Below are 19,198 nucleotides of genomic sequence, written 5' to 3'. Positions count from 1 at the left end.
TTTATTTACTAGCGCTTTGAATATCTAAATTCATTTCTTTTGCTATGTGCAAAATCTTATCTAAACGCTGCGTCTGATCTGCTTGTAATTTAGTTTTATCAAGAAGGGCGTAGCACCTTCTAGCAAGATCCATATTAAATGAGCTGCCAGATTGCTTAGTTGAATCAAATAGGCACTGTAATAAATTAAGTGCGATACTTTGATTACGAGGCATGACTCTAAACGCTTGTGTAAAAGCTTCCAACGCAGTATTTAATTGGCCTTTATTAAATTGACTAACGGCATGGTTATTAAGCTCTTTTGGACCCATTTTAATATCGCGTCGCTCACTTTGTTGCTGCTGAATATAACGTAAGTAAGTTGTGTCGCTAACTGCGGGATGTCTTTCACAGTGGCTAATTATTTGTGTGAATAAGGTTTGCGCCTTTTGATGAAACCCCAGTTCATGAAATGCTTTTGCTTTATCAAGTGCGCCATCAACCGATCGGATATGAGTATCGTCATCATCAAGTTGTTCAATTAGCTTTTTCGCTTTTTGATGCTCGTCTTTTAAGTAATGGAGTCGTGCATTAAGTACATCAATTTGAGCTTGATTTGTATTATTAGGAAACTGTTTTTTTAAATCATTAATGTACTGATTGGTTTGCCTAGAAATTCGTTGAATTTGATCGGTTTGATCAGTCGTTAGCGCAAAGTCGATACCTGCACGTGCTGCATTCAAATATACATCGGGGTGGTCGTGTATTGAGTGTTTTGCAAAGGTGGCTATATCTTTTTGAGTTAAATAGCTTTTTTCGTAGTCGTGATTAATTAGCGACACATTACTTAGCGATTTTTGGCGTGTGATATTTCGCGGTGCAATTTCTGCAGCTTGGCTTAAAAAGCTTTGTGCTAGCTCAAACTGATTTAGCTTTATTTCTAATCTGCCCAACAAATCAAGGGCTACTAAACGAGTTTCTTGGCGCTCTAACATTGTCTTGAGCATTCGCTGCGCCAAAATATGTTCGTTATTCGCTATAAGTGCTTCTACTAAGCCTACTTTTGCCCAAGCAAATTTTTGAATGTCGAGAACAGACTTAAAAAAGTCTTTCGCATCTTGAGCGCGCTTTAAGCGAAGTAAGGCATCACCTTTTAAACGAAGTAGGATAGGGCTGTAATTATTATTTTTTTTATCCAGAGCGGTATCAATAAACTTAATAGCTTTTGAATCGTTACCATCATCAATTAATGAATACACTGTTTGCAAGTCGTGTTTACGCTTTAAGATTCGTTCAATGCGTATTTTAAGCTCTTGTACTGTAAAAGGTTTAACTAAAAAGTCATCAGGTTGCAGCTCAAGAACACTATGAACGAGTGAGCCGCTTGTTTCTGCTGAGATAAAAATAAAGCCAGTCGAGCTTTTTATGAGTTGCTTTACACGTAGCTCTTCATAAAGCTGGTAGCCATCTTGGTGTTTATTTAAGTTGAATGAGCAAACGATTAGATCAAATTCTTCACTTAAACACTGCTCTTTCGCAGAATTTGCATGATCAGCAAAGCGCAACTGCCGAAAGCCAAGCCTTTCTAACGATTGTTTCATATAGCTTTGAGCAAGTGGCTGCTCCTCTACTATAAGTATTTTGGCTTTTGAATAGATCTTAGTTGGCATTGGCTTAAGCGTAATTGTATTTAACACAGACTATAATCAACAGTTTAACTCCTTACAAGGGAATTTAAATGATAGCTGTATTTATTAGGTACTTAACTTTGCCTAATACGTTTATCTAACTACGAAGGTACTGAGCCGAATAACATAATTAAAAACTAAATAAGTAAAATTGATAACGCTATATTTGATGAGTGCTTTGATATGGAAATTTAGATTTTAATAAAAATATGAAATGTATTTAAGGTAAAAAGAGGAGTTAAACGTATTTAATATGGGAAAAGAGTTATTACTAGGGAAGTTGTCTGATGGTATTTATATGTGGTGGGTGATACTGGACTTGAACCAGTGACCCTCGCCATTATTTGAAAGGGTGGCGATGCTCTTTTTCTTACGGCTAAATTAATTACATACAATTTATATATTGAGTTTTTATAAAGTTCTTAAATGTATTTAATATGCGAAGAAAGAGTTATTACTAGAGAGGTTGTCTGATGGTGTTTATATGTGGTGGGTGATACTGGACTTGAACCAGTGACCCTCGCCTTGTAAGGGCGATGCTCTCCCAACTGAGCTAATCACCCACATATAATAGGTATGCCTGTTATTTAATTCTTTGCTATCAATTAACCGCTTGATGTAATTTGGTGGGTGATACTGGACTTGAACCAGTGACCCTCGCCTTGTAAGGGCGATGCTCTCCCAACTGAGCTAACGACCCATATTACATGCTACTACCTATATAGATAGTACTGGACTTTAACCAGTGAACCTCGCCGTTACTTGTAAATAGCGGTAATGTTCTCTTTTTTCTAACTGAGCTAACGACCCATTTAGATTTTCTTGTAATATGCACCATTCTAAGAATGGTGGGTCGTACTGGACTTGAACCAGTGACCCTCGCCTTGTAAGGGCGATGCTCTCCCAACTGAGCTAACGACCCATATTACATGCTACTACCTATATAGATAGTACTGGACTTTAACCAGTGAACCTCGCCGTTACTTGTAAATAGCGGTAATGTTCTCTTTTTTCTAACTGAGCTAACGACCCATTTAGATTTTCTTGTAATATGCACCATTCTAAGAATGGTGGGTCGTACTGGACTTGAACCAGTGACCCTCGCCTTGTAAGGGCGATGCTCTCCCAACTGAGCTAACGACCCATATTACATGCTACTACCTATATAGATAGTACTGGACTTTAACCAGTGAACCTCGCCGTTACTTGTAAATAGCGGTAATGTTCTCTTTTTTCTAACTGAGCTAACGACCCATTTAGATTTTCTTGTAATATGCACCATTCTAAGAATGGTGGGTCGTACTGGACTTGAACCAGTGACCCTCGCCTTGTAAGGGCGATGCTCTCCCAACTGAGCTAATCACCCAAATTACATTTTAATATGCACCATTCTAGGAATGGTGGGTCGTACTGGACTTGAACCAGTGACCCTCGCCTTGTAAGGGCGATGCTCTCCCAACTGAGCTAACGACCCATATTAAATTTTAAAACGCGACTATTAACATAATAATAGGCTTTATATGTGGTGGGTGATACTGGACTTGAACCAGTGACCCTCGCCTTGTAAGGGCGATGCTCTCCCAACTGAGCTAATCACCCACATATAAATTAAAACGCTACTATTGAAATAAATAGTACTGGACTTTAACCAGTGAACCTCGCCGTTACTTGTAAATAGCGGTAATGTTCTCTTTTTTCTAACTGAGCTAACGACCCATTTAGATTTTCTTGTAATATGCACCATTCTAAGAATGGTGGGTCGTACTGGACTTGAACCAGTGACCCTCGCCTTGTAAGGGCGATGCTCTCCCAACTGAGCTAACGACCCATATTACATGCTACTACCTATATAGATAGTACTGGACTTTAACCAGTGAACTTCGCCATCTTTTATAAAAGGCGGTGATGCTCTCTTTTCTTGTAACTGAGCTAACGACCCATATTACAATTTTAAAACACGACTATTATATAATAATAGGTTTTATATGTGGTGGGTGATACTGGACTTGAACCAGTGACCCTCGCCTTGTAAGGGCGATGCTCTCCCAACTGAGCTAATCACCCACATATAAATTAAAACGCTACTATTAAAATAAATAGTACTGGACTTTAACCAGTGAACTTCGCCGTTACTTGTAAGTAGCGGTAATGCTCTCTATTTTCTAATTGAGCTTAGGACCCATATAGAATTTAGATGTGAACACTTTAATTAAAAAGTGGTGGGTGATACTGGACTTGAACCAGTGACCCTCGCCTTGTAAGGGCGATGCTCTCCCAACTGAGCTAATCACCCACATCTAAACAACATTGCATTGCTGCGTTGTTGTGGGGCGCTATTATAGATAGAGTTGAAAATGTGTCAACACTTGAATGATAAAAATGTGCTGAATGAAGGTTTTATAAACAATAGGATATGGTTGAAGTCTATTTTATCATCAAATTTGATATTGCAGTTCAATTAAGCACCAAATAAGCTCCTAAAAGTGAGTAGGGAATCGTATTTTATTAATCTTAAATTTAGCTTCACGATACTTATTGTTTTTTTACTGGAGTCGTTTTTATGATTATGAGCAAGATGGATTAATATTAGGGCGAGTTATTTAGTGAATAGAGCGGTCCTTTAAAAATGAATTTAATCTAAACTTCCCAAAACAAATGCTATTTTCAGCATTCTAAACTCTATTTTTGTACTTACTTTATTTTTATAAGCCAACCTAGCCAAATCGTAAATACTCATACTTCACTAATAGCCTTCGGATTAAGACTAAATAGATCACATATAACTAGGGCGTGTTGACCTTTGTGGATTGAACCCAAAGGGCAGCGCATGTTTGGTATTTATGCGGAATAATCGCCTATTCATGGGGAATAACCACACTACATAGGCTCTGCCTTGCCTAAAAACCAAACATACTGCTGAAAATTCACCCACCAAAGATCAGCACGCCCTAAAGTTTTGTAGATAGAATTACGAAGCTACAATGCTCTTTAAAAAATGTTCTTCAAACAATAATCGAGTTTTTAGTACGAGTGACGCTGGTTAATAAGCAAGTAAAGGCTGCGGGTACTCTCAAATCCACATTTAAGTTTTGGTTATTATAAGCAATTGTAACTTTTAAAAGATTAAGGCGATTGGCGGGGCCTTAATTGGTAGTTTTTAGATAAGTTCAATTTGCATATAAATGTATACCTTTGCTTTGATGCAATTTTGTTGCATTAAATAGGGGAGTAGGGTGTTGTTAAGTATTCGCTGCGATATAGTGATGTTATTATAAGCAGTAGGGCTAGAATCTTATTCAAATTGTATTTTTTAGCACGCTTGATAGCCAGTTTGTTGAAAATTAAACCATTTAAATAAAGCTAGGTAAAAAACTGTTGACTTTATTTTGGGTGGTGCATAGAATGCGCCCCGCACTAAGCGATACACGATGTGTTTATCACGACGGGTATTGATTAAGTTGGGGCCATAGCTCAGCTGGGAGAGCGCTTCGCTGGCAGTGAAGAGGTCTGCGGTTCGATCCCGCATGGCTCCACCAAAAATTAGTGTTTTGTCCTAGGGTAGCAGTTTTCTGTGTCCCCATCGTCTAGAGGCCTAGGACACCGCCCTTTCACGGCGGTAACAGGGGTTCGAATCCCCTTGGGGACGCCACTTAACTTTTATTAGTTAAAGGCGGTTTTACCGAGAAAATAGCGTCACAATTAAAGCTCGAGTCTTTACTTGTATTAAACGCAATTACCTTAAAGCTCATGATGTGAGTTAAACTTATCAACTGTCCTAGTGACACATTTATGTGTCCCCATCGTCTAGAGGCCTAGGACACCGCCCTTTCACGGCGGTAACAGGGGTTCGAATCCCCTTGGGGACGCCACTTACTATTTTAAGTATTGTGTAAAGCAGTGTGACACCGCACTCTCTATGCACGACGTTATCAAGAGTACTAATCTCTTGGGGATGCCACTTACTTATTTTAATAGGAAAGTGAAGTGTTATTAAGAAAGCTCGCCTGAAACGAGTTTAAAAATTCAGTTGTCCTAGTGACACATTTATGTGTCCCCATCGTCTAGAGGCCTAGGACACCGCCCTTTCACGGCGGTAACAGGGGTTCGAATCCCCTTGGGGACGCCACTTACTATTTTTAATAGTGAAGTGTAGTGTTATTAAGATAAAATCCAAAAATCCAAAAATCCAAAAATCCAAAAATCCAAAAATCCAAAAATCCAAAAATCCAAAAATCCAAAAATCCAAAAATCCAAAAATCCAAAAATCCAAAAATCCAAAAATCCAAAAATCCAAAAATCCAAAAATCCAAAAATCCAAAAATCCAAAAATCCAAAAATCCAAAAATCTTCAGTACTTATAAAGATTCGATTTGGTAGCATAAATTTAAACATCCAACTTTATTAGGAGGATTTATGGCAAGTGGATGGGCACGAGACGGTGCAATTCAAGATCAAATTGATGCGAGTGTTAATGACGCCGTACAGTATGCAAGAAGCAATTTAATATCTGGCGCAAGTGCAGAGTTATGTGATGAGTGCGATGAGAAAATCCCACAAGCACGAAGGCTTGCGTTACCAGGAGTGCGCTACTGTGTTGTATGCCAAGCTGCAATTGAAGGTAATGGTGCTAGCGCTAAATCGTTTAATAGACGTGGCAGTAAAGATAGTCAGTTGCGTTAAAAAGGTGCTGAAAAGCACCTTTTTATTTAATACCAACCTGCATAAATATTTGAACAATATATAAAATTAAACCCCTCCATAGTTATACCAACCAGCATAAATCTTTGATCAATTTAACGAATTAAATTGCACTATAACGTCGTTAAAAATTTTTTATTTAGAACAACTAGATACAAAAATTATTGCCTAGTCCTAGCGTAATTTTCTTAACGTTAAATAGACCCCATATATAAGCAGATTGGCATTAAGCAAATTGTTATAACTTGAACTAGTTGTTAAGTAATTTAAAATTTACTCATGTCATCTTTTTTCTGAATAAGTTCTATTGAATAACCATCAGGGTCTTTTACAAAAGCAATTTCAGTAGTGCCGCCTTTTACTGGTCCAGGTTCACGACTAACATTACCACCGGCTGCTTTAATATCAGCACATGTTTTGTAAATATCATCAAATTCAATGGCTATATGGCCATAAGCATTACCCAGGTCGTAGCTATCCTCGTCCCAGTTATAAGTTAACTCTAATACTGTATTATCTGCTTCGTCGCCATATCCAATAAAGGCAAGAGTGTATCTGTATTCACTGTTATCAGCTCTGCGTAATTCTTTCATACCTAATACTTCAGTATAAAAAGCAATTGATTTGTCTAAATCCGCTACACGCAGCATAGTATGTAATAAACGCATTATTCAGTTCCTTTAGTGATTTTTCAAAGTTCAGTATATTTAACTAAGCGCTATTATTAAGCGTAAGCGCATTTTGTGGTTTTTATATGTATTAGCCATATATGTAGGCGTTACGTACAAATCACAACCTCAATACCATTTAGAGTTGGAAGCTGTTGACGTATGATCCTTATAATTTTACCAATAACATCAATTGTAAATTACCAATTAATGAACCATTTTATTGAATTTTGCATATTTAAATAAAGAACACTCAATTATTGGTCAACCTATTAGTATAAAAAAAGTTACTGATTGTTCAACAAAAGTTAACCTATGCCTGATTGGGTTTTTGATATCTAACTGTTTGTTTTTAATTGATATTAAATTTATTTGTATGTAATTTGTAAAAATATGGGATTTACTTGGTTAACTTATTGGTTGACAAAAAAGGCGTATGGTAATACAGTTTTTGCATACCAATTGGTAAGTTGCTTGGTTTGAGTGAATACAATGTATTGGTAATTAATCAGAGTTACGTTTTGCACAGGTTAATTTATAAATAACTCAAGCTTAAAGTTACTCTACAAATTGAAACAAAGACACAGCGTATTTTAAAGTAGATTTTACTTGTTCTTATAAAAGTATGCGCCACATATTTAGGAGTTATTCATGTCAAAACCAGTCATCGGTTTCATCGGCTTAGGCTTAATGGGCGGCAACATGGCCGAAAATTTACAAAACAAAGGCTATGAGCTAATTGTTATGGACCTTAGCAAAGATGCGGTTGCAGCATGTGTCGCTAGAGGCGCAAAAACAGCAAGCACTGCTAAAGAGCTAGCTGAAGGTTCAGATATTGTTATGTTTTGTCTTACAACTTCTGCCGTTGTAGAAAAAATCATTTATGCAGAAGACGGTATCCTAGCGGGTATTAAAGAAGGTGCAGTACTAGTTGATTTTGGTACTTCTATTCCATCATCTACTAAAAAAATTGGTGCTGATTTAGCAGCTAAAGGCGCAGGCATGATTGATGCTCCTCTTGGTCGTACACCAGCACATGCTAAAGACGGCCTTTTAAACATCATGGCTGCAGGCGATATTGATACATTCAATAAAGTTAAACCAGTACTAGAAGATCAAGGTGAAAACGTTTTCCATCTTGGCGAGCTAGGTGCAGGTCATACAACTAAGCTTATCAACAACTTCATGGGCATGACTACAGTATGTGCTATGTCACAAGCATTTGCAGTTGCAGAGCTTGCTGGTGTTGACCGTCAACAACTTTTTGACATCATGTCGACTGGTCCATCTAATTCACCGTTTATGCAATTTTGTAAAAACTATGCAGTTGATAATGTTAGCGACCTTGGTTTCTCGATTGCTAATGCAAACAAAGATTTAGGCTACTTCCTACAAATGGTAGAAGACCTAGGTACTGAATCAAAAATCGCTGAAGGTTCATCAGCTAACCTACAAGCAGCGTTTGACGCTGGTATGGGTCAAGGTAACGTTCCTGAAATTTTTGATTACTTCAAAAAGCTAGAAAAGTAATACTTCTCGACCTTATTGAGCGCTTTAAGCTTTTGGCTTAAGGCGCTTTAACACACATGACACCAATTGACTAAAGTCTTTGTGCAATGTCAGCTTTTTTAAATTCTGATGAAGCACTACTTTCAGTCACAACGAAAAAGAGTTAACTATGCGTTTGATTAACACAATAAAGCTTAGTCTAGTTCTCATCGGTTGCATATCCACACAAATAGCGGCCAAAGATTATTTTGTAGAAAGTAAACAAGCTTTTAATGATATCGCAGCTAATCTAGTTGCTGGCGACAAAGTAGTACTTAAAAATGGTACTTGGTCTGACTTCGAAATCCTACTTGAAGGCCAAGGTACAAAAAACTCTCCTATTTTATTGACCGCTGAAACTAACGGTAAAGTAATTTTATCGGGTCAATCGAATCTAAGACTTGCAGGTAAATACCTTGAAGCCTCAGGTTTAGTATTTAAAGACGGCTACACACCGAGCTCAGCTGTAATAGAGTTTCGTAAAAATAAAAATGAATTAGCCTACAATTCACGAGTTACTCAAACAGTAATCGATAATTACAGTAATCCAGACAAACGAGAGTCTGATTATTGGGTTGCATTATATGGACAACATAACCGCTTTGATCATAGTCATTTAGTTGGCAAACGAAATAAAGGTGTGACAGTTGCTGTTCGTTTAAACACTCAAGCAAGTCAGGAAAACTATCACCGCATAGACAACAACTATTTTGGCTACCGTCCAACTTTTGGTTCGAACGGTGGTGAAACCCTGCGTGTTGGCACCAGCCATTACTCATTAACTGATTCACATACATTGGTAGAAAATAACTATTTTGAACGCACCAATGGTGAAGTAGAAATTGTTTCGGTTAAGTCAGGCAAAAACATTCTTCGTAATAACGTATTTTATGAAGCGCGCGGTACATTAACGCTGCGCCATGGTAACGGTAACCTTATAGAAGAAAATATTTTTATTGGTAATGGTGTTGACCACACAGGTGGTATTCGCGTTATCAATAAAGACCAAATTGTAAGAAATAACTACCTACAAGGTCTAACAGGGTATCGTTTTGGCAGTGGCTTTACTGTGATGAACGGCGTACCAAATTCATCTATAAATCGTTATCACCAAGTTGAAAATGCGACAATTGAAAACAACACATTTATAAATGTGCGTCATATTCAACTTGCCGCTGGTAGCGATGCTGAGCGTAGCGCTGCACCTAAAGATAGCGTAATGAAAAACAACTTAATCATAAATCAAGATGGTGAACAGCCATTTACAACATTTGATGATGTAAGCGGGCTGGTACTAAGTAACAACATTGCTGATACAAAAGTACTTTCTGAGCTAACGTACGGTGTAAAAAAAGAAAAAATCACGCTTAAAAAAGCAAGTAATGGTCTACTTTACCCAACATCTAAAAGTTTAAATGTAGGTGCAAAGCGCGATTTAAAAGTACTTAAAAAAGAAGATACCGGTGTTAGCTGGTATGCAAAAGTACCTGCTTTAGTTGATTTTGATTCTGGTAAGACACATTCTGTTAAAGCTGATGTAAGTGCATTACTAGACGCTATAGATAATGCAGAGTCGGGTGATGTTCTAGAACTAGCGCCTGGCCAGTATGATGTTTCTAAACTGGTTAAAATTGATAAAACGTTGACAATTAAAGCAAAGCAGAACACAAAGTCTAAACTTACTTTTCAACGCTCTACCTTGTTTGAAATACATGATGGCGGCAGCTTAAAACTAGATGGTTTATCTATTTCAGGTGAAAACGCGCCAGATGCAATAGGTAACAGCATTGTTCGTACGCAAAAATGGGGTATGGTTGATAATTACCGCTTTGTAATGACCAACTCAGAGTTAAATGCTTTAGATATTAATCATTCATTCCATTTCTTTATCACTGGTAAAGGTGCAATGGCTGACGAAATTATTGTTACAGGTAATACCTTTAATACAGTAACAGGTGACATTTTACGTCTAAATACTGAAATTGAAGACTTAGGTGTTTATAACGCGGAATACGTTATTGTAAATAATAATACATTTAATGATGTAGAAGGCGGTGTACTTAAGCTTTACCGTGGTGGTACTGATGAAAGTACATTTGGCCCTCATTTTGAAATGACAAATAACACGCTTAATAACGTTGGCCTTGGTAAGCGTAACAAAGAGCAAGCGAGCATTTATGTTCACGGTGTTCAGGTTACTAATATCAAAGATAATAAATTTGTTAAATCTGCTCCTATTGTTGTAGAGCACACAGTAGGCGAGCCTAAAACTGAAATCTCAGGTAATACATTTGATGCAACTAAAGCACCAAGTGTTAAAGAGTTAAGAGTTAAAGGCCCACATACAGCAGTATTAAAAAATAACAACATTTTAAATAAGGCAGGGTAAATACTATGTACTTATTAAAATGCCAAACAGGTTTTAAAATAGCGGCTGTAGCAGCACTTACATTACTTACATCATTGGGTGCGCATGCAGCGCACCCAAACTTAGTAATTACTACTGATGACGTAAGTCATATGCGCCAAGCAATAGGCAGCGAAGGTAAATTTTCTACTGCGTTTGAGCTATTAAAAGCGCAAGTAGACGAACAAATAGCTCAACCAATTGCGGTACCTGTACCAAAAGATGGTGGTGGTGGTTATACACATGAACGCCACAAAAAAAATTATCAGCTTATGTATAACGCAGGCATCATTTATCAACTAAGCCAAGATGATAAATATGCAAATTACGTGCGTGATATGTTGCTTGAGTATGCAAAATTATACCCAACGCTTGGTCTGCATCCAAAACGTAAAATGGACTCGCAAAATCCAGGTAAGTTTTTTTGGCAAAGCCTAAATGAAGCAATGTGGCTTGTGTACACAATACAAGCTTATGATCTAATTCATGACTCGTTAAATGCCGATAACATTAAAACAATCGAGGATGACTTACTACGTCCTGTTTCGTTGTTCACATCAGTAGGCCAACCCTCTACATTTAATAAAGTACATAACCATGGAACATGGGCAACAGCGGGTGTTGGCATGGCAGGGTATGTATTAGGTGAACCTGAGTGGGTAGAAAAATCATTATACGATTTAGAAAAGTCGGGTAAAGGTGGCTTTATTAAGCAGCTAGAGATGCTGTTTTCACCACAAGGTTACTATAACGAAGGTCCTTACTATCAACGCTTTGCACTATTACCCTTTGTTACGTTTGCTAAAGCGATTGAAAACAACGAACCACAACGAAAAATCTTTGAATATCGCGATGGCATATTATTAAAAGCGATTGATACGACGATTCAACTTAGCTACAACGGTTTGTTTTTCCCAATTAACGATGCAATAAAAAGTAAAGGTATTGATACCATTGAGTTAGTTAATGGTGTAACGGCAGCATATGGCTTAACCAACGATGCGGGTTATTTAGATATTGCTAAGCAACAAGACCAAATAATTCTCTCTGGTGATGGACTAAAAGTAGCTCAAGCACTTGATAACAACATGGCAAAACCTTATTCGTTTAAATCTGTTGCCTTCGGCGATGGTAATGACGGTAAACAAGGTGCTCTAGTTGTAATGAGAACGCAGGTAGGTGGCGATCAAGCACTGCTATTTAAACCTGCTGCACAAGGCTTAGGTCACGGTCATTTTGATAAACTAACATGGCAGTTTTACGACCACGGTAATGAAATTGTATCTGATTATGGCGCTGCCCGTTTTTTAAATGTAGAAGCTAAATACGGCGGTCGTTATTTACCTGAAAACGAAACTTACGCTAAACACACTGTTGCGCACAATACGGTAGTGGTTGACGAAACAACGCATTTTAATGCAAATGTTGAAGTAGGAAATAGTAATTACCCTACACTTAACTTTTTCGAAACGAATGAATACGGCACGGTTTCAAGCGGCGAAATAAGCACAGCTTATAAAGGCGTTGATCTTGAGCGTACGCTTGCACTTATTAACTTACCTGAACTACAAAGCACAGTTGCACTTGATATATTTGATGTTGCAGCAAATAAAGCACATCAGCTTGATTTGCCTTTGCATTATAAAGGTCAGCTTATAGATACCAGCTTTGAGCTAAAAGCGAATGCAACACAACTGTCTGCATTAGGTACTAAAAATGGCTACCAGCATCTATGGCTTAAAGCTCAAGCGCAACCTCAAAGTGGTTTAGCTAAAGTAACGTGGTTAAACGAAAATGGTCGCTTTTATACGCAAACGAGTTTGGTTAAAGGTGATGAGTCTTTTTTGTTTACTCAAATAGGCGCAAACGACCCTGATTTTAACTTACGCAACGAAAACGGTTTTATTCGTCGTGTTGAGGGTCAAAAGCATCATAAATTTATATCTGTATTAGAGCCTCACGGTGAATACAATCCAAGTAAAGAATATACGTTAGAAGCTGTTAGTAGAGTTACAAAGCTTGAATATAGTCAGCAGGGCGATTTAACACTTGTTGAACTTGATATTAAAGGCAAGTCATATTTAGTGGCTATTAATAAAGCACCAACCTCAGCTAAAAACACATTCAATTATCAAAATAAAGAGTTCACTTTAAATGGCCGATTAGCCGTTTATATGATGAACAATAATCAGGAGTAAATAGGATGCAAAAGCAAAGCGCAAACTTTTCATTTGGTAACGAGACCGAAGTTGAAGATTTAGGAAATGGTCTAAAACGTCAAATGCTAGGTTATAACGAAGAGCTAATGGCTGTTAAAATTTGGTTTGAGAAAGGGGCTATTGGTTATAACCATGCTCACAGACATTCTCAAGTAACGTATGTTGTTGAAGGTGAGTTTCACTTTAACATTGATGGCGTAACTAAAATCTTAAAACCGGGTGATAGCTGCTTAATCCCACCATTTGCAGATCATGGAGCTACCTGCCCAACAGGCGGAATCCTGATTGATACTTTTAGCCCAGCGCGTGAAGACTTTCTTGAGGACTAATTATGCAACTTAAAGGCTTACGTTGGTGGGTTATAGCGCTAATAGCGCTAGCTACCATTATTAACTATATCGACCGCCAAGCACTTAGTGTGCTTTGGCCGGACATTGTTGAAGATTTATTTCCTGATGAATCAGCGCTAGAACGCAAACAAATATACGCTAATATTTCTATTGTGTTTGTATTTGCTTATGCATTTGGTCAGGCCATATTTGGTAAAATATTTGACTGGGTAGGCACACGCTTCGGTTTTGTTTTATCGATAGGTGTTTGGTCTATTGCAACAGTTGCGCATGCATTTGCACAAGGTGTACTTAGCCTTAGTATTTTTCGCGCAATTTTAGGTGTAGCAGAAGCCGGTAACTGGCCGGGTGCAGCTAAAGGTAATGCTGAATGGTTTCCTACTAAAGAGCGTGCCTTAGCACAGGGTATTTTTAACTCTGGCGCTGCTATTGGCGGTATTATTGCTATTCCTTTAATTGCTTATTTAACTATCTACTTTAGCTGGCAAATGGTGTTTGTTTTTGTGGGCGTATTAGGTTTTCTTTGGTTAGTGCCTTGGTTAATTTTAGTTAAAGCGCCGCCTAGCTCTCATCCTTGGCTTACTGCCGAAGAACGTGAATATATCTTAACAGGTCAAAGACGTGTTGATGATAATGGCGATGTAACAGGTGAAGACGAAGAAGAATATAATCCTTCAACTGCTGAGTTACTTTCTCGTAAGCAAAGCTGGGGTGTAATTATTGCCTCTGCTGCAATTGACCCTATTTGGTGGTTATTTGTTTTTTGGATACCTATTTACCTAAACGAAGTATACGGCATGGATGTTAAGTCTATTGGTATATATGGTTGGGTACCTTATGTTGGCGCTATGTTTGGTGCTTGGTTTGGTGGCTTATTAGCTCAAAACCGACTCAAAGCCGGTTGGAATACAGATAAAACACGTAAGCTAACTATAACGCTGGGCTGTTTAATTATGTTACCTGCGTTACTTGCAATGGCAAATCCAGGCGGACCAACGACAGCGGTACTAATTATGGCTGTTATATTATTTGGTTTTCAAACTGCAATTGGTAACGTGCAAACACTACCAAGTGATTTGTTAGGCAAAAAAGCTGTAGGTACATTATCAGGTTTCTCTGGTATGGCGGCAAAACTTGGTGCTGTAGGCCTTACATCGCTTGTGCCTATTCTTACTGCTGATGGTAACTATACGCCAGCATTTGTTATTGGTGCTTCTTTAGCCATTATAGCAATGGCAGCTGTTTGGATTTTAATTCCAAAAATAGAACCTCTTAAAAAGCCTCAATAATCTAGATAATAACTGCTATGCCAATATGTTTTGTATAAGCGCATAGCAGTTAACTACATAGGGTAACTTCCAAGATGAAAAATATTTACTTTATCGGTGAATGCATGGTCGAGCTTAGAGCTATGAGCGCAGCCACACTACACCAATCATTTGCAGGCGATGTTTATAATTCTGCAGTGTATTTAAAACGTTGCTTCCCGCAGGTTACTACTTCGGTTGTTACGGCTTTAGGTCAAGATAATTTAAGTAAAAAAATGCTAGAACGCTTTGAAAGTGAACAAATAAATACACAACTCGTATTTGCTCACGATACCAAAGTACCCGGCATGTATTACATAGAAACCGATGAGCATGGTGAGCGTAGCTTTATTTATTGGCGTAATGATTCTGCAGCTAAAAAGGTTGTTGATTTTTTAGATGCTGATGCACTCGAGCAGCTTAGCCAAGGTGATATGTTTTTCTTTTCAGGAATTTCATTAGCAATAATTGAAGAAAGTGCACGTGAGCATTTTTGGAAAGTTGTAGAGCAGCTCAAAGATGCTGGGGTTAAAATAGTTTTTGATCCTAACTACAGAGCGCGTTTGTGGAATAGTGTAGAGGAAACTAAAGAGCAATATCATTTAGCCTTTACGCTTGCAGATATTACCCTACCTGGCGTTGAAGATTTAACAACACTTTATGACGTTCATAGCGTAGAAGCGGTTGTTGAATATTTAAAACCTTACCAAATTGAAGAAATTGTTGTTAAAAATGGCCCTGAATCGGTAGTGACAAAAGAGGGCGATACCCTTCAAAGCCACACTATAATACCGGTAACGAATGTTGTAGATACGACATCAGCAGGCGATGCTTTTAACGGTGTTTATTTAGGTGCTCGTTTATCTGATAAATCAATTTCAAGTGCTGTACAACTTGCAGCAAAAGCAGCAGGTGCGGTTATACAACAGCCAGGCGCTATTGCTCCAAAAGATATATTTCAGCTAGCAATGGTTGAAGCTGGTATCTGATACCAATTTTATTAAAAACATGATCACCTTAGCGTATTAAATAACTCACTAACTACGTTAAAAATTATTTATATAGAACAACTATGTATCATAATTTTAGCCTTGTTATTGAGCTATTTTCTTGTCGCTATAATAGCTCATTAATTTAATGCAATTGGTATAACAAAATAATTAACCTGAACTCTGGTTAAGAGATTTACTAACATATTGAATCATGGTGATATTTAAAATTATTTTCTCTAGCTAGAGATTTTCAGTGAAAACAAGGCGAATTTACGCGTCAATAGCGGGCCTATTGCAAGTAAATTCAACGCAGTTAGCGCTGAAAATAGCTGCTTGAGATAGATTTATTATCTAGAGTTCAGGTTAATCAAACATTAAAGGCCGCCATACCTCGGCCGCATTACTTTTTATAAAGGAACAACGTTATGACTCGCTTTTCTGAACTTATGTCAGGACAAACACTGCTACCTATAATTCAAGCTGATACGCCAGAGCAAGGTGTTCAAATAGCGAAAGCTATGGCTAACGCTGGCCTTACTTTAGTTGAAGTAGTACTAAGAACTGAGGCTTCTTTAGAAGCATTAAAAGCTATTAAGGCACAAGTGCCAGAGCTAAAAGTCGGTGCGGGTACAGTCATAAATACTGACATTTTAGAGCAAGCACTTGAAGCGGGTTCTGACTTTATTGTAACGCCAGCAGTGTCTCCTGCATTACTTACAGCACTTGCTAAATGTAATGTGCCGGTACTTCCTGGTGTATCAAACACCGGTGATATTTTAATGGCACTTGAATATGGCTTTGAAGAGCAAAAATTATTCCCGGCTTCGCTTGCCGGTGGCGCTCCTTTTGTATCAGCTGTGTCGTCAGTATTTAGAGCAGTCAGCTTTTGCCCTACAGGTGGTGTTAGCGAAAGTAACAAAATGGACTATCTTTCTTTAAATAATGTATTCGCCGTTGGCGGTACTTGGATAGCGAAAAAAGAGTGGGTTGAACAAGAAAATTGGCAAGCAATTACTGATTCTTGTATCCAGGCTTTAAAATAGAAAGGATTTCATAAATGAATTATTTAGCCCCAACAATACTGCCAGGCGTAATCGTTGGCGATGAAGTAAGTGCTGTGTATGAACATGCGCGTACTAATCAATATGCGTTGCCAGCGGTAAATGTTGTTAGTACAACATCTATAAATGCGACGCTAGAAGCTGCTAAAAAGAAAAACTCGCCCGTTATTATTCAGCTTTCTAATGGTGGAGCTCAATTTTTTTGTGGTAAAAGCTTATCTTTACCGGAGCAACAATCAGCAGTGCTTGGGGCGGTAAGTGCTGCAAGATATGTACATTCAGTGGCAGCACATTATGAAGTAGCAGTGATGCTTCATACTGATCACGCAGCTAAAAAGCTACTACCTTGGATTGATGGTTTGCTTGATGAAGGTGAAAGACACTTTGAACTGACTGGCAAACCACTGTTTAGCTCGCATATGATTGATTTGTCAGAAGAGCCTTTAGAAGAAAATATCGAAATTTGTGAACGTTACTTAACGCGTATGGCAAAAATAGGTATGACGCTTGAAATTGAGCTTGGCTGCACGGGCGGCGAAGAAGACGGTGTTGATAACTCACACCTAGACAGCTCTTCTTTATACACTCAGCCTGAAGATGTTGCATTTGCTTACGAACGTTTAAGTCGTATTAGCCCTAACTTTATAATTGCAGCGTCTTTTGGCAATGTTCACGGTGTATATAAGCCAGGAAACGTTGTTCTTACACCAACTATTTTAAAAGATTCACAAGCTTACGTATCAGAAAAATTTAATCTACCAAGCAACTCAATTAACTTTGTATTTCATGGTGGTAGTGGTTCTGAGTACGATAAAATTGCAGAGTCTTTAACCTATGGTGTAGTTAAAATGAATATTGATACCGATACGCAATGGGCGTGTTGGACAGGTATTTTAGACTACTACAAAGATAACCAAGCATACCTACAAGAGCAAATTGGTAACCCTGATGGGGATGATAAGCCAAACAAAAAATACTATGACCCTCGCGTATGGTTGCGTCATTCAGAGCAAAGTATGGTTGCAAGACTAGAGCAATGCTTTGACGATCTAAATTGTGTAAATAGGTATAGCGCATGAAAAGACTAAATACAGTATTAAAAGAAGACGGTGTAGATACCGATCTTATTTTACTTATTCGCACAATTTTAGCGACCAGTAAAGAAATTGCTTTTCGAGTAAGCCAAGGTGAATTAGCCGGTGTTTTAGGTTCAACATTGAATGAAAACATCCAAGGTGAAGTTCAAAAAAAGCTAGATGTAATCGCAAACCAACTACTTAAAGACATCCTACTTGACGACAGCAGCGTTCGATCAGTTGCATCAGAGGAAGAAGATCATGCGGTAGGTGGCCACCCTGAAGGTAAGTTTATTGTTGCTTTTGATCCACTAGATGGCTCTTCTAATATTGATGTTAATGGGCAAATAGGCACTATATTTACTATTTACTTAGCCCGTGATGATGTTGCCTTCGACAGCGACGAGCAATTTAGTCAGCCTGGTGTAAATCAAGTATGTGCAGGCTATGTGTTATACGGCCCTTCATCATTACTTGTAATGAGTACTGGCGGTCCAACGCGTTGTTATACATTAGACTCAACGCATGGCGGTTATCTACTGACAAATAAGCAGTTAAGTGTGCCAGAGCAGAGTCGTGAATTTGCCGTTAATATGGCTAACTACCGTTATTGGGACGAACCGACACAAGTGTATTTTGATAAATTGCTTTACACCTGTGAAAGCTTTGAAAAAAGCTCAATGCGTTGGAATGCAGCGATGGTAGGCGACGTTCATCGTATATTATGCCGAGGCGGGTTATTTTTGTATCCGCAAGATAAACGCAGTGGTAACGATAACGGAAAAATAAGACTGCTTTATGAAGCAAACCCGTTAGCGCTTTTAGTTGAAAACGCAGGTGGTAAAGCAACCTCTAGAGGAACGCGTATTTTAGATATTGCGCCAACTAGCTTGCATCAACGTGTGCCTGTTGCTTTGGGCTCAAATGAGCCTGTAGAGTTTTATAATAACGCTATTTTATAAAGCATCACTTAGTATATAAATAAAGTAGGGGCAAGATAATAACCCCTACTTTTTAACAATTTATCTAACGCATTCCTAATATCCACTTCCCTTACTCAATCGGTATCAGAATCTAATTTCTTAAATATCTATTAAGTAACAGCATTAATTAATCCTTCAAACTTGGGTGTTATTAGCTCCGAGTACCTAGTTTTATTTGATTTAATTTTACTAATCATTCCTTGTTCTCAATTATTAGTATTCT

At 38.1% G+C, this 19,198-nt stretch carries 13 protein-coding genes and 14 tRNA genes; 14 read left to right on the top strand and 13 right to left on the bottom strand.

The window, feature by feature from the left end; translation table 11 throughout:
• Position 1: 1 nt before the first annotated feature.
• The 11 genes from PARC_RS11555 to PARC_RS11505 form a co-directional block, all read right to left on the bottom strand.
• Entirely contained in the window at positions 2-1,648 is a 1,647-nt protein-coding gene (locus PARC_RS11555) for a tetratricopeptide repeat-containing response regulator (RefSeq protein ID WP_024591593.1), read from the bottom strand.
• Positions 1,649-2,153: 505 nt separating this feature from the next.
• Positions 2,154-2,229: transfer RNA gene (locus PARC_RS11550), tRNA-Val, on the bottom strand.
• A gap of 61 nt (positions 2,230-2,290) precedes the next feature.
• Positions 2,291-2,366, bottom strand: a tRNA-Val gene (locus PARC_RS11545).
• A 146-nt stretch (positions 2,367-2,512) separates the two neighbouring features.
• Positions 2,513-2,588 (bottom strand) — tRNA-Val (locus PARC_RS11540).
• Positions 2,589-2,734: 146 nt separating this feature from the next.
• Positions 2,735-2,810 (bottom strand) — tRNA-Val (locus PARC_RS11535).
• A gap of 146 nt (positions 2,811-2,956) precedes the next feature.
• Positions 2,957-3,032, bottom strand: a tRNA-Val gene (locus tag PARC_RS11530).
• Positions 3,033-3,064: 32 nt separating this feature from the next.
• Positions 3,065-3,140: transfer RNA gene (locus PARC_RS11525), tRNA-Val, on the bottom strand.
• A 49-nt stretch (positions 3,141-3,189) separates the two neighbouring features.
• Positions 3,190-3,265, bottom strand: a tRNA-Val gene (locus tag PARC_RS11520).
• Positions 3,266-3,418: 153 nt separating this feature from the next.
• Positions 3,419-3,494 (bottom strand) — tRNA-Val (locus PARC_RS11515).
• A gap of 160 nt (positions 3,495-3,654) precedes the next feature.
• Positions 3,655-3,730, bottom strand: a tRNA-Val gene (locus PARC_RS11510).
• A gap of 153 nt (positions 3,731-3,883) precedes the next feature.
• Positions 3,884-3,959 (bottom strand) — tRNA-Val (locus tag PARC_RS11505).
• Between the two features lie 1,167 nt (positions 3,960-5,126).
• Between PARC_RS11505 and PARC_RS11500 the strand changes: the two genes are divergently transcribed.
• The 4 genes from PARC_RS11500 (at position 5,127) to PARC_RS11485 (ending at position 5,792) form a co-directional block, all read left to right on the top strand.
• Positions 5,127-5,202, top strand: a tRNA-Ala gene (locus PARC_RS11500).
• 37 nt (positions 5,203-5,239) lie between these two features.
• A tRNA-Glu gene (locus PARC_RS11495) sits at positions 5,240-5,315 on the top strand.
• 144 nt (positions 5,316-5,459) lie between these two features.
• A tRNA-Glu gene (locus PARC_RS11490) sits at positions 5,460-5,535 on the top strand.
• A gap of 181 nt (positions 5,536-5,716) precedes the next feature.
• Positions 5,717-5,792: transfer RNA gene (locus PARC_RS11485), tRNA-Glu, on the top strand.
• A 32-nt stretch (positions 5,793-5,824) separates the two neighbouring features.
• On the opposite strand, the gene PARC_RS11480 is transcribed toward PARC_RS11485, so the two are convergent.
• Positions 5,825-6,046: a hypothetical protein gene (locus PARC_RS11480; RefSeq protein WP_148664657.1), complete on the bottom strand. Its 222-nt coding sequence runs from the start codon at positions 6,044-6,046 to the stop codon at positions 5,825-5,827.
• A gap of 33 nt (positions 6,047-6,079) precedes the next feature.
• Between PARC_RS11480 and PARC_RS11475 the strand changes: the two genes are divergently transcribed.
• Complete coding sequence (locus PARC_RS11475) at positions 6,080-6,346, top strand: DksA/TraR family C4-type zinc finger protein (RefSeq protein WP_010555328.1); 267 nt, start codon at positions 6,080-6,082, stop codon at positions 6,344-6,346.
• A gap of 284 nt (positions 6,347-6,630) precedes the next feature.
• Here the strand turns inward: PARC_RS11475 and gloA are convergent, their stop codons facing one another.
• Entirely contained in the window at positions 6,631-7,032 is a 402-nt protein-coding gene (gene gloA / locus PARC_RS11470) for a lactoylglutathione lyase (protein ID WP_010555329.1), read from the bottom strand.
• Between the two features lie 651 nt (positions 7,033-7,683).
• Here gloA and PARC_RS11465 point away from each other — a divergent pair.
• The 9 genes from PARC_RS11465 to PARC_RS11425 all read left to right on the top strand — a co-directional run bounded on the left by PARC_RS11465 (position 7,684) and on the right by PARC_RS11425 (position 18,954).
• Positions 7,684-8,562, top strand: a complete 879-nt coding sequence (locus PARC_RS11465; protein WP_007585320.1) for an NAD(P)-dependent oxidoreductase — start codon at positions 7,684-7,686, stop codon at positions 8,560-8,562.
• 148 nt (positions 8,563-8,710) lie between these two features.
• On the top strand, positions 8,711-10,969 hold the full coding sequence (locus PARC_RS11460; protein ID WP_010555330.1) for a polysaccharide lyase 6 family protein: 2,259 nt from the start codon (positions 8,711-8,713) through the stop codon (positions 10,967-10,969).
• A 5-nt stretch (positions 10,970-10,974) separates the two neighbouring features.
• Positions 10,975-13,185: a heparinase II/III domain-containing protein gene (locus tag PARC_RS11455; protein WP_010555331.1), complete on the top strand. Its 2,211-nt coding sequence runs from the start codon at positions 10,975-10,977 to the stop codon at positions 13,183-13,185.
• 5 nt (positions 13,186-13,190) lie between these two features.
• The gene (locus PARC_RS11450) at positions 13,191-13,535 is read left to right on the top strand and encodes a cupin domain-containing protein (RefSeq protein ID WP_010555332.1); all 345 of its coding nucleotides are present in this window, start codon (positions 13,191-13,193) and stop codon (positions 13,533-13,535) included.
• 2 nt (positions 13,536-13,537) lie between these two features.
• The gene (locus tag PARC_RS11445; RefSeq protein WP_007585328.1) at positions 13,538-14,845 is read left to right on the top strand and encodes an MFS transporter; all 1,308 of its coding nucleotides are present in this window, start codon (positions 13,538-13,540) and stop codon (positions 14,843-14,845) included.
• A 74-nt stretch (positions 14,846-14,919) separates the two neighbouring features.
• Positions 14,920-15,852: a sugar kinase gene (locus PARC_RS11440; protein ID WP_010555333.1), complete on the top strand. Its 933-nt coding sequence runs from the start codon at positions 14,920-14,922 to the stop codon at positions 15,850-15,852.
• A gap of 428 nt (positions 15,853-16,280) precedes the next feature.
• A complete protein-coding gene (gene eda / locus PARC_RS11435; RefSeq protein ID WP_007585331.1) occupies positions 16,281-16,898 on the top strand; it encodes a bifunctional 4-hydroxy-2-oxoglutarate aldolase/2-dehydro-3-deoxy-phosphogluconate aldolase in 618 nt (205 codons plus the stop codon).
• 14 nt (positions 16,899-16,912) lie between these two features.
• The gene (gene fbaA, locus PARC_RS11430) at positions 16,913-17,995 is read left to right on the top strand and encodes a class II fructose-bisphosphate aldolase (protein ID WP_007585332.1); all 1,083 of its coding nucleotides are present in this window, start codon (positions 16,913-16,915) and stop codon (positions 17,993-17,995) included.
• The gene (locus PARC_RS11425) at positions 17,992-18,954 is read left to right on the top strand and encodes a class 1 fructose-bisphosphatase (RefSeq protein ID WP_010555334.1); all 963 of its coding nucleotides are present in this window, start codon (positions 17,992-17,994) and stop codon (positions 18,952-18,954) included. The genes fbaA and PARC_RS11425 overlap by 4 nt, the downstream gene beginning before the upstream one ends.
• Positions 18,955-19,198: the final 244 nt, after the last annotated feature.

It is taken from the genome of Pseudoalteromonas arctica A 37-1-2 (genome assembly GCF_000238395.3).
In the GTDB taxonomy this organism is placed as follows: domain Bacteria; phylum Pseudomonadota; class Gammaproteobacteria; order Enterobacterales; family Alteromonadaceae; genus Pseudoalteromonas; species Pseudoalteromonas arctica.
The sequence above is the reverse complement of the archived record's forward strand: the minus strand, read 5'-3'. Positions and strand labels throughout refer to the sequence as shown.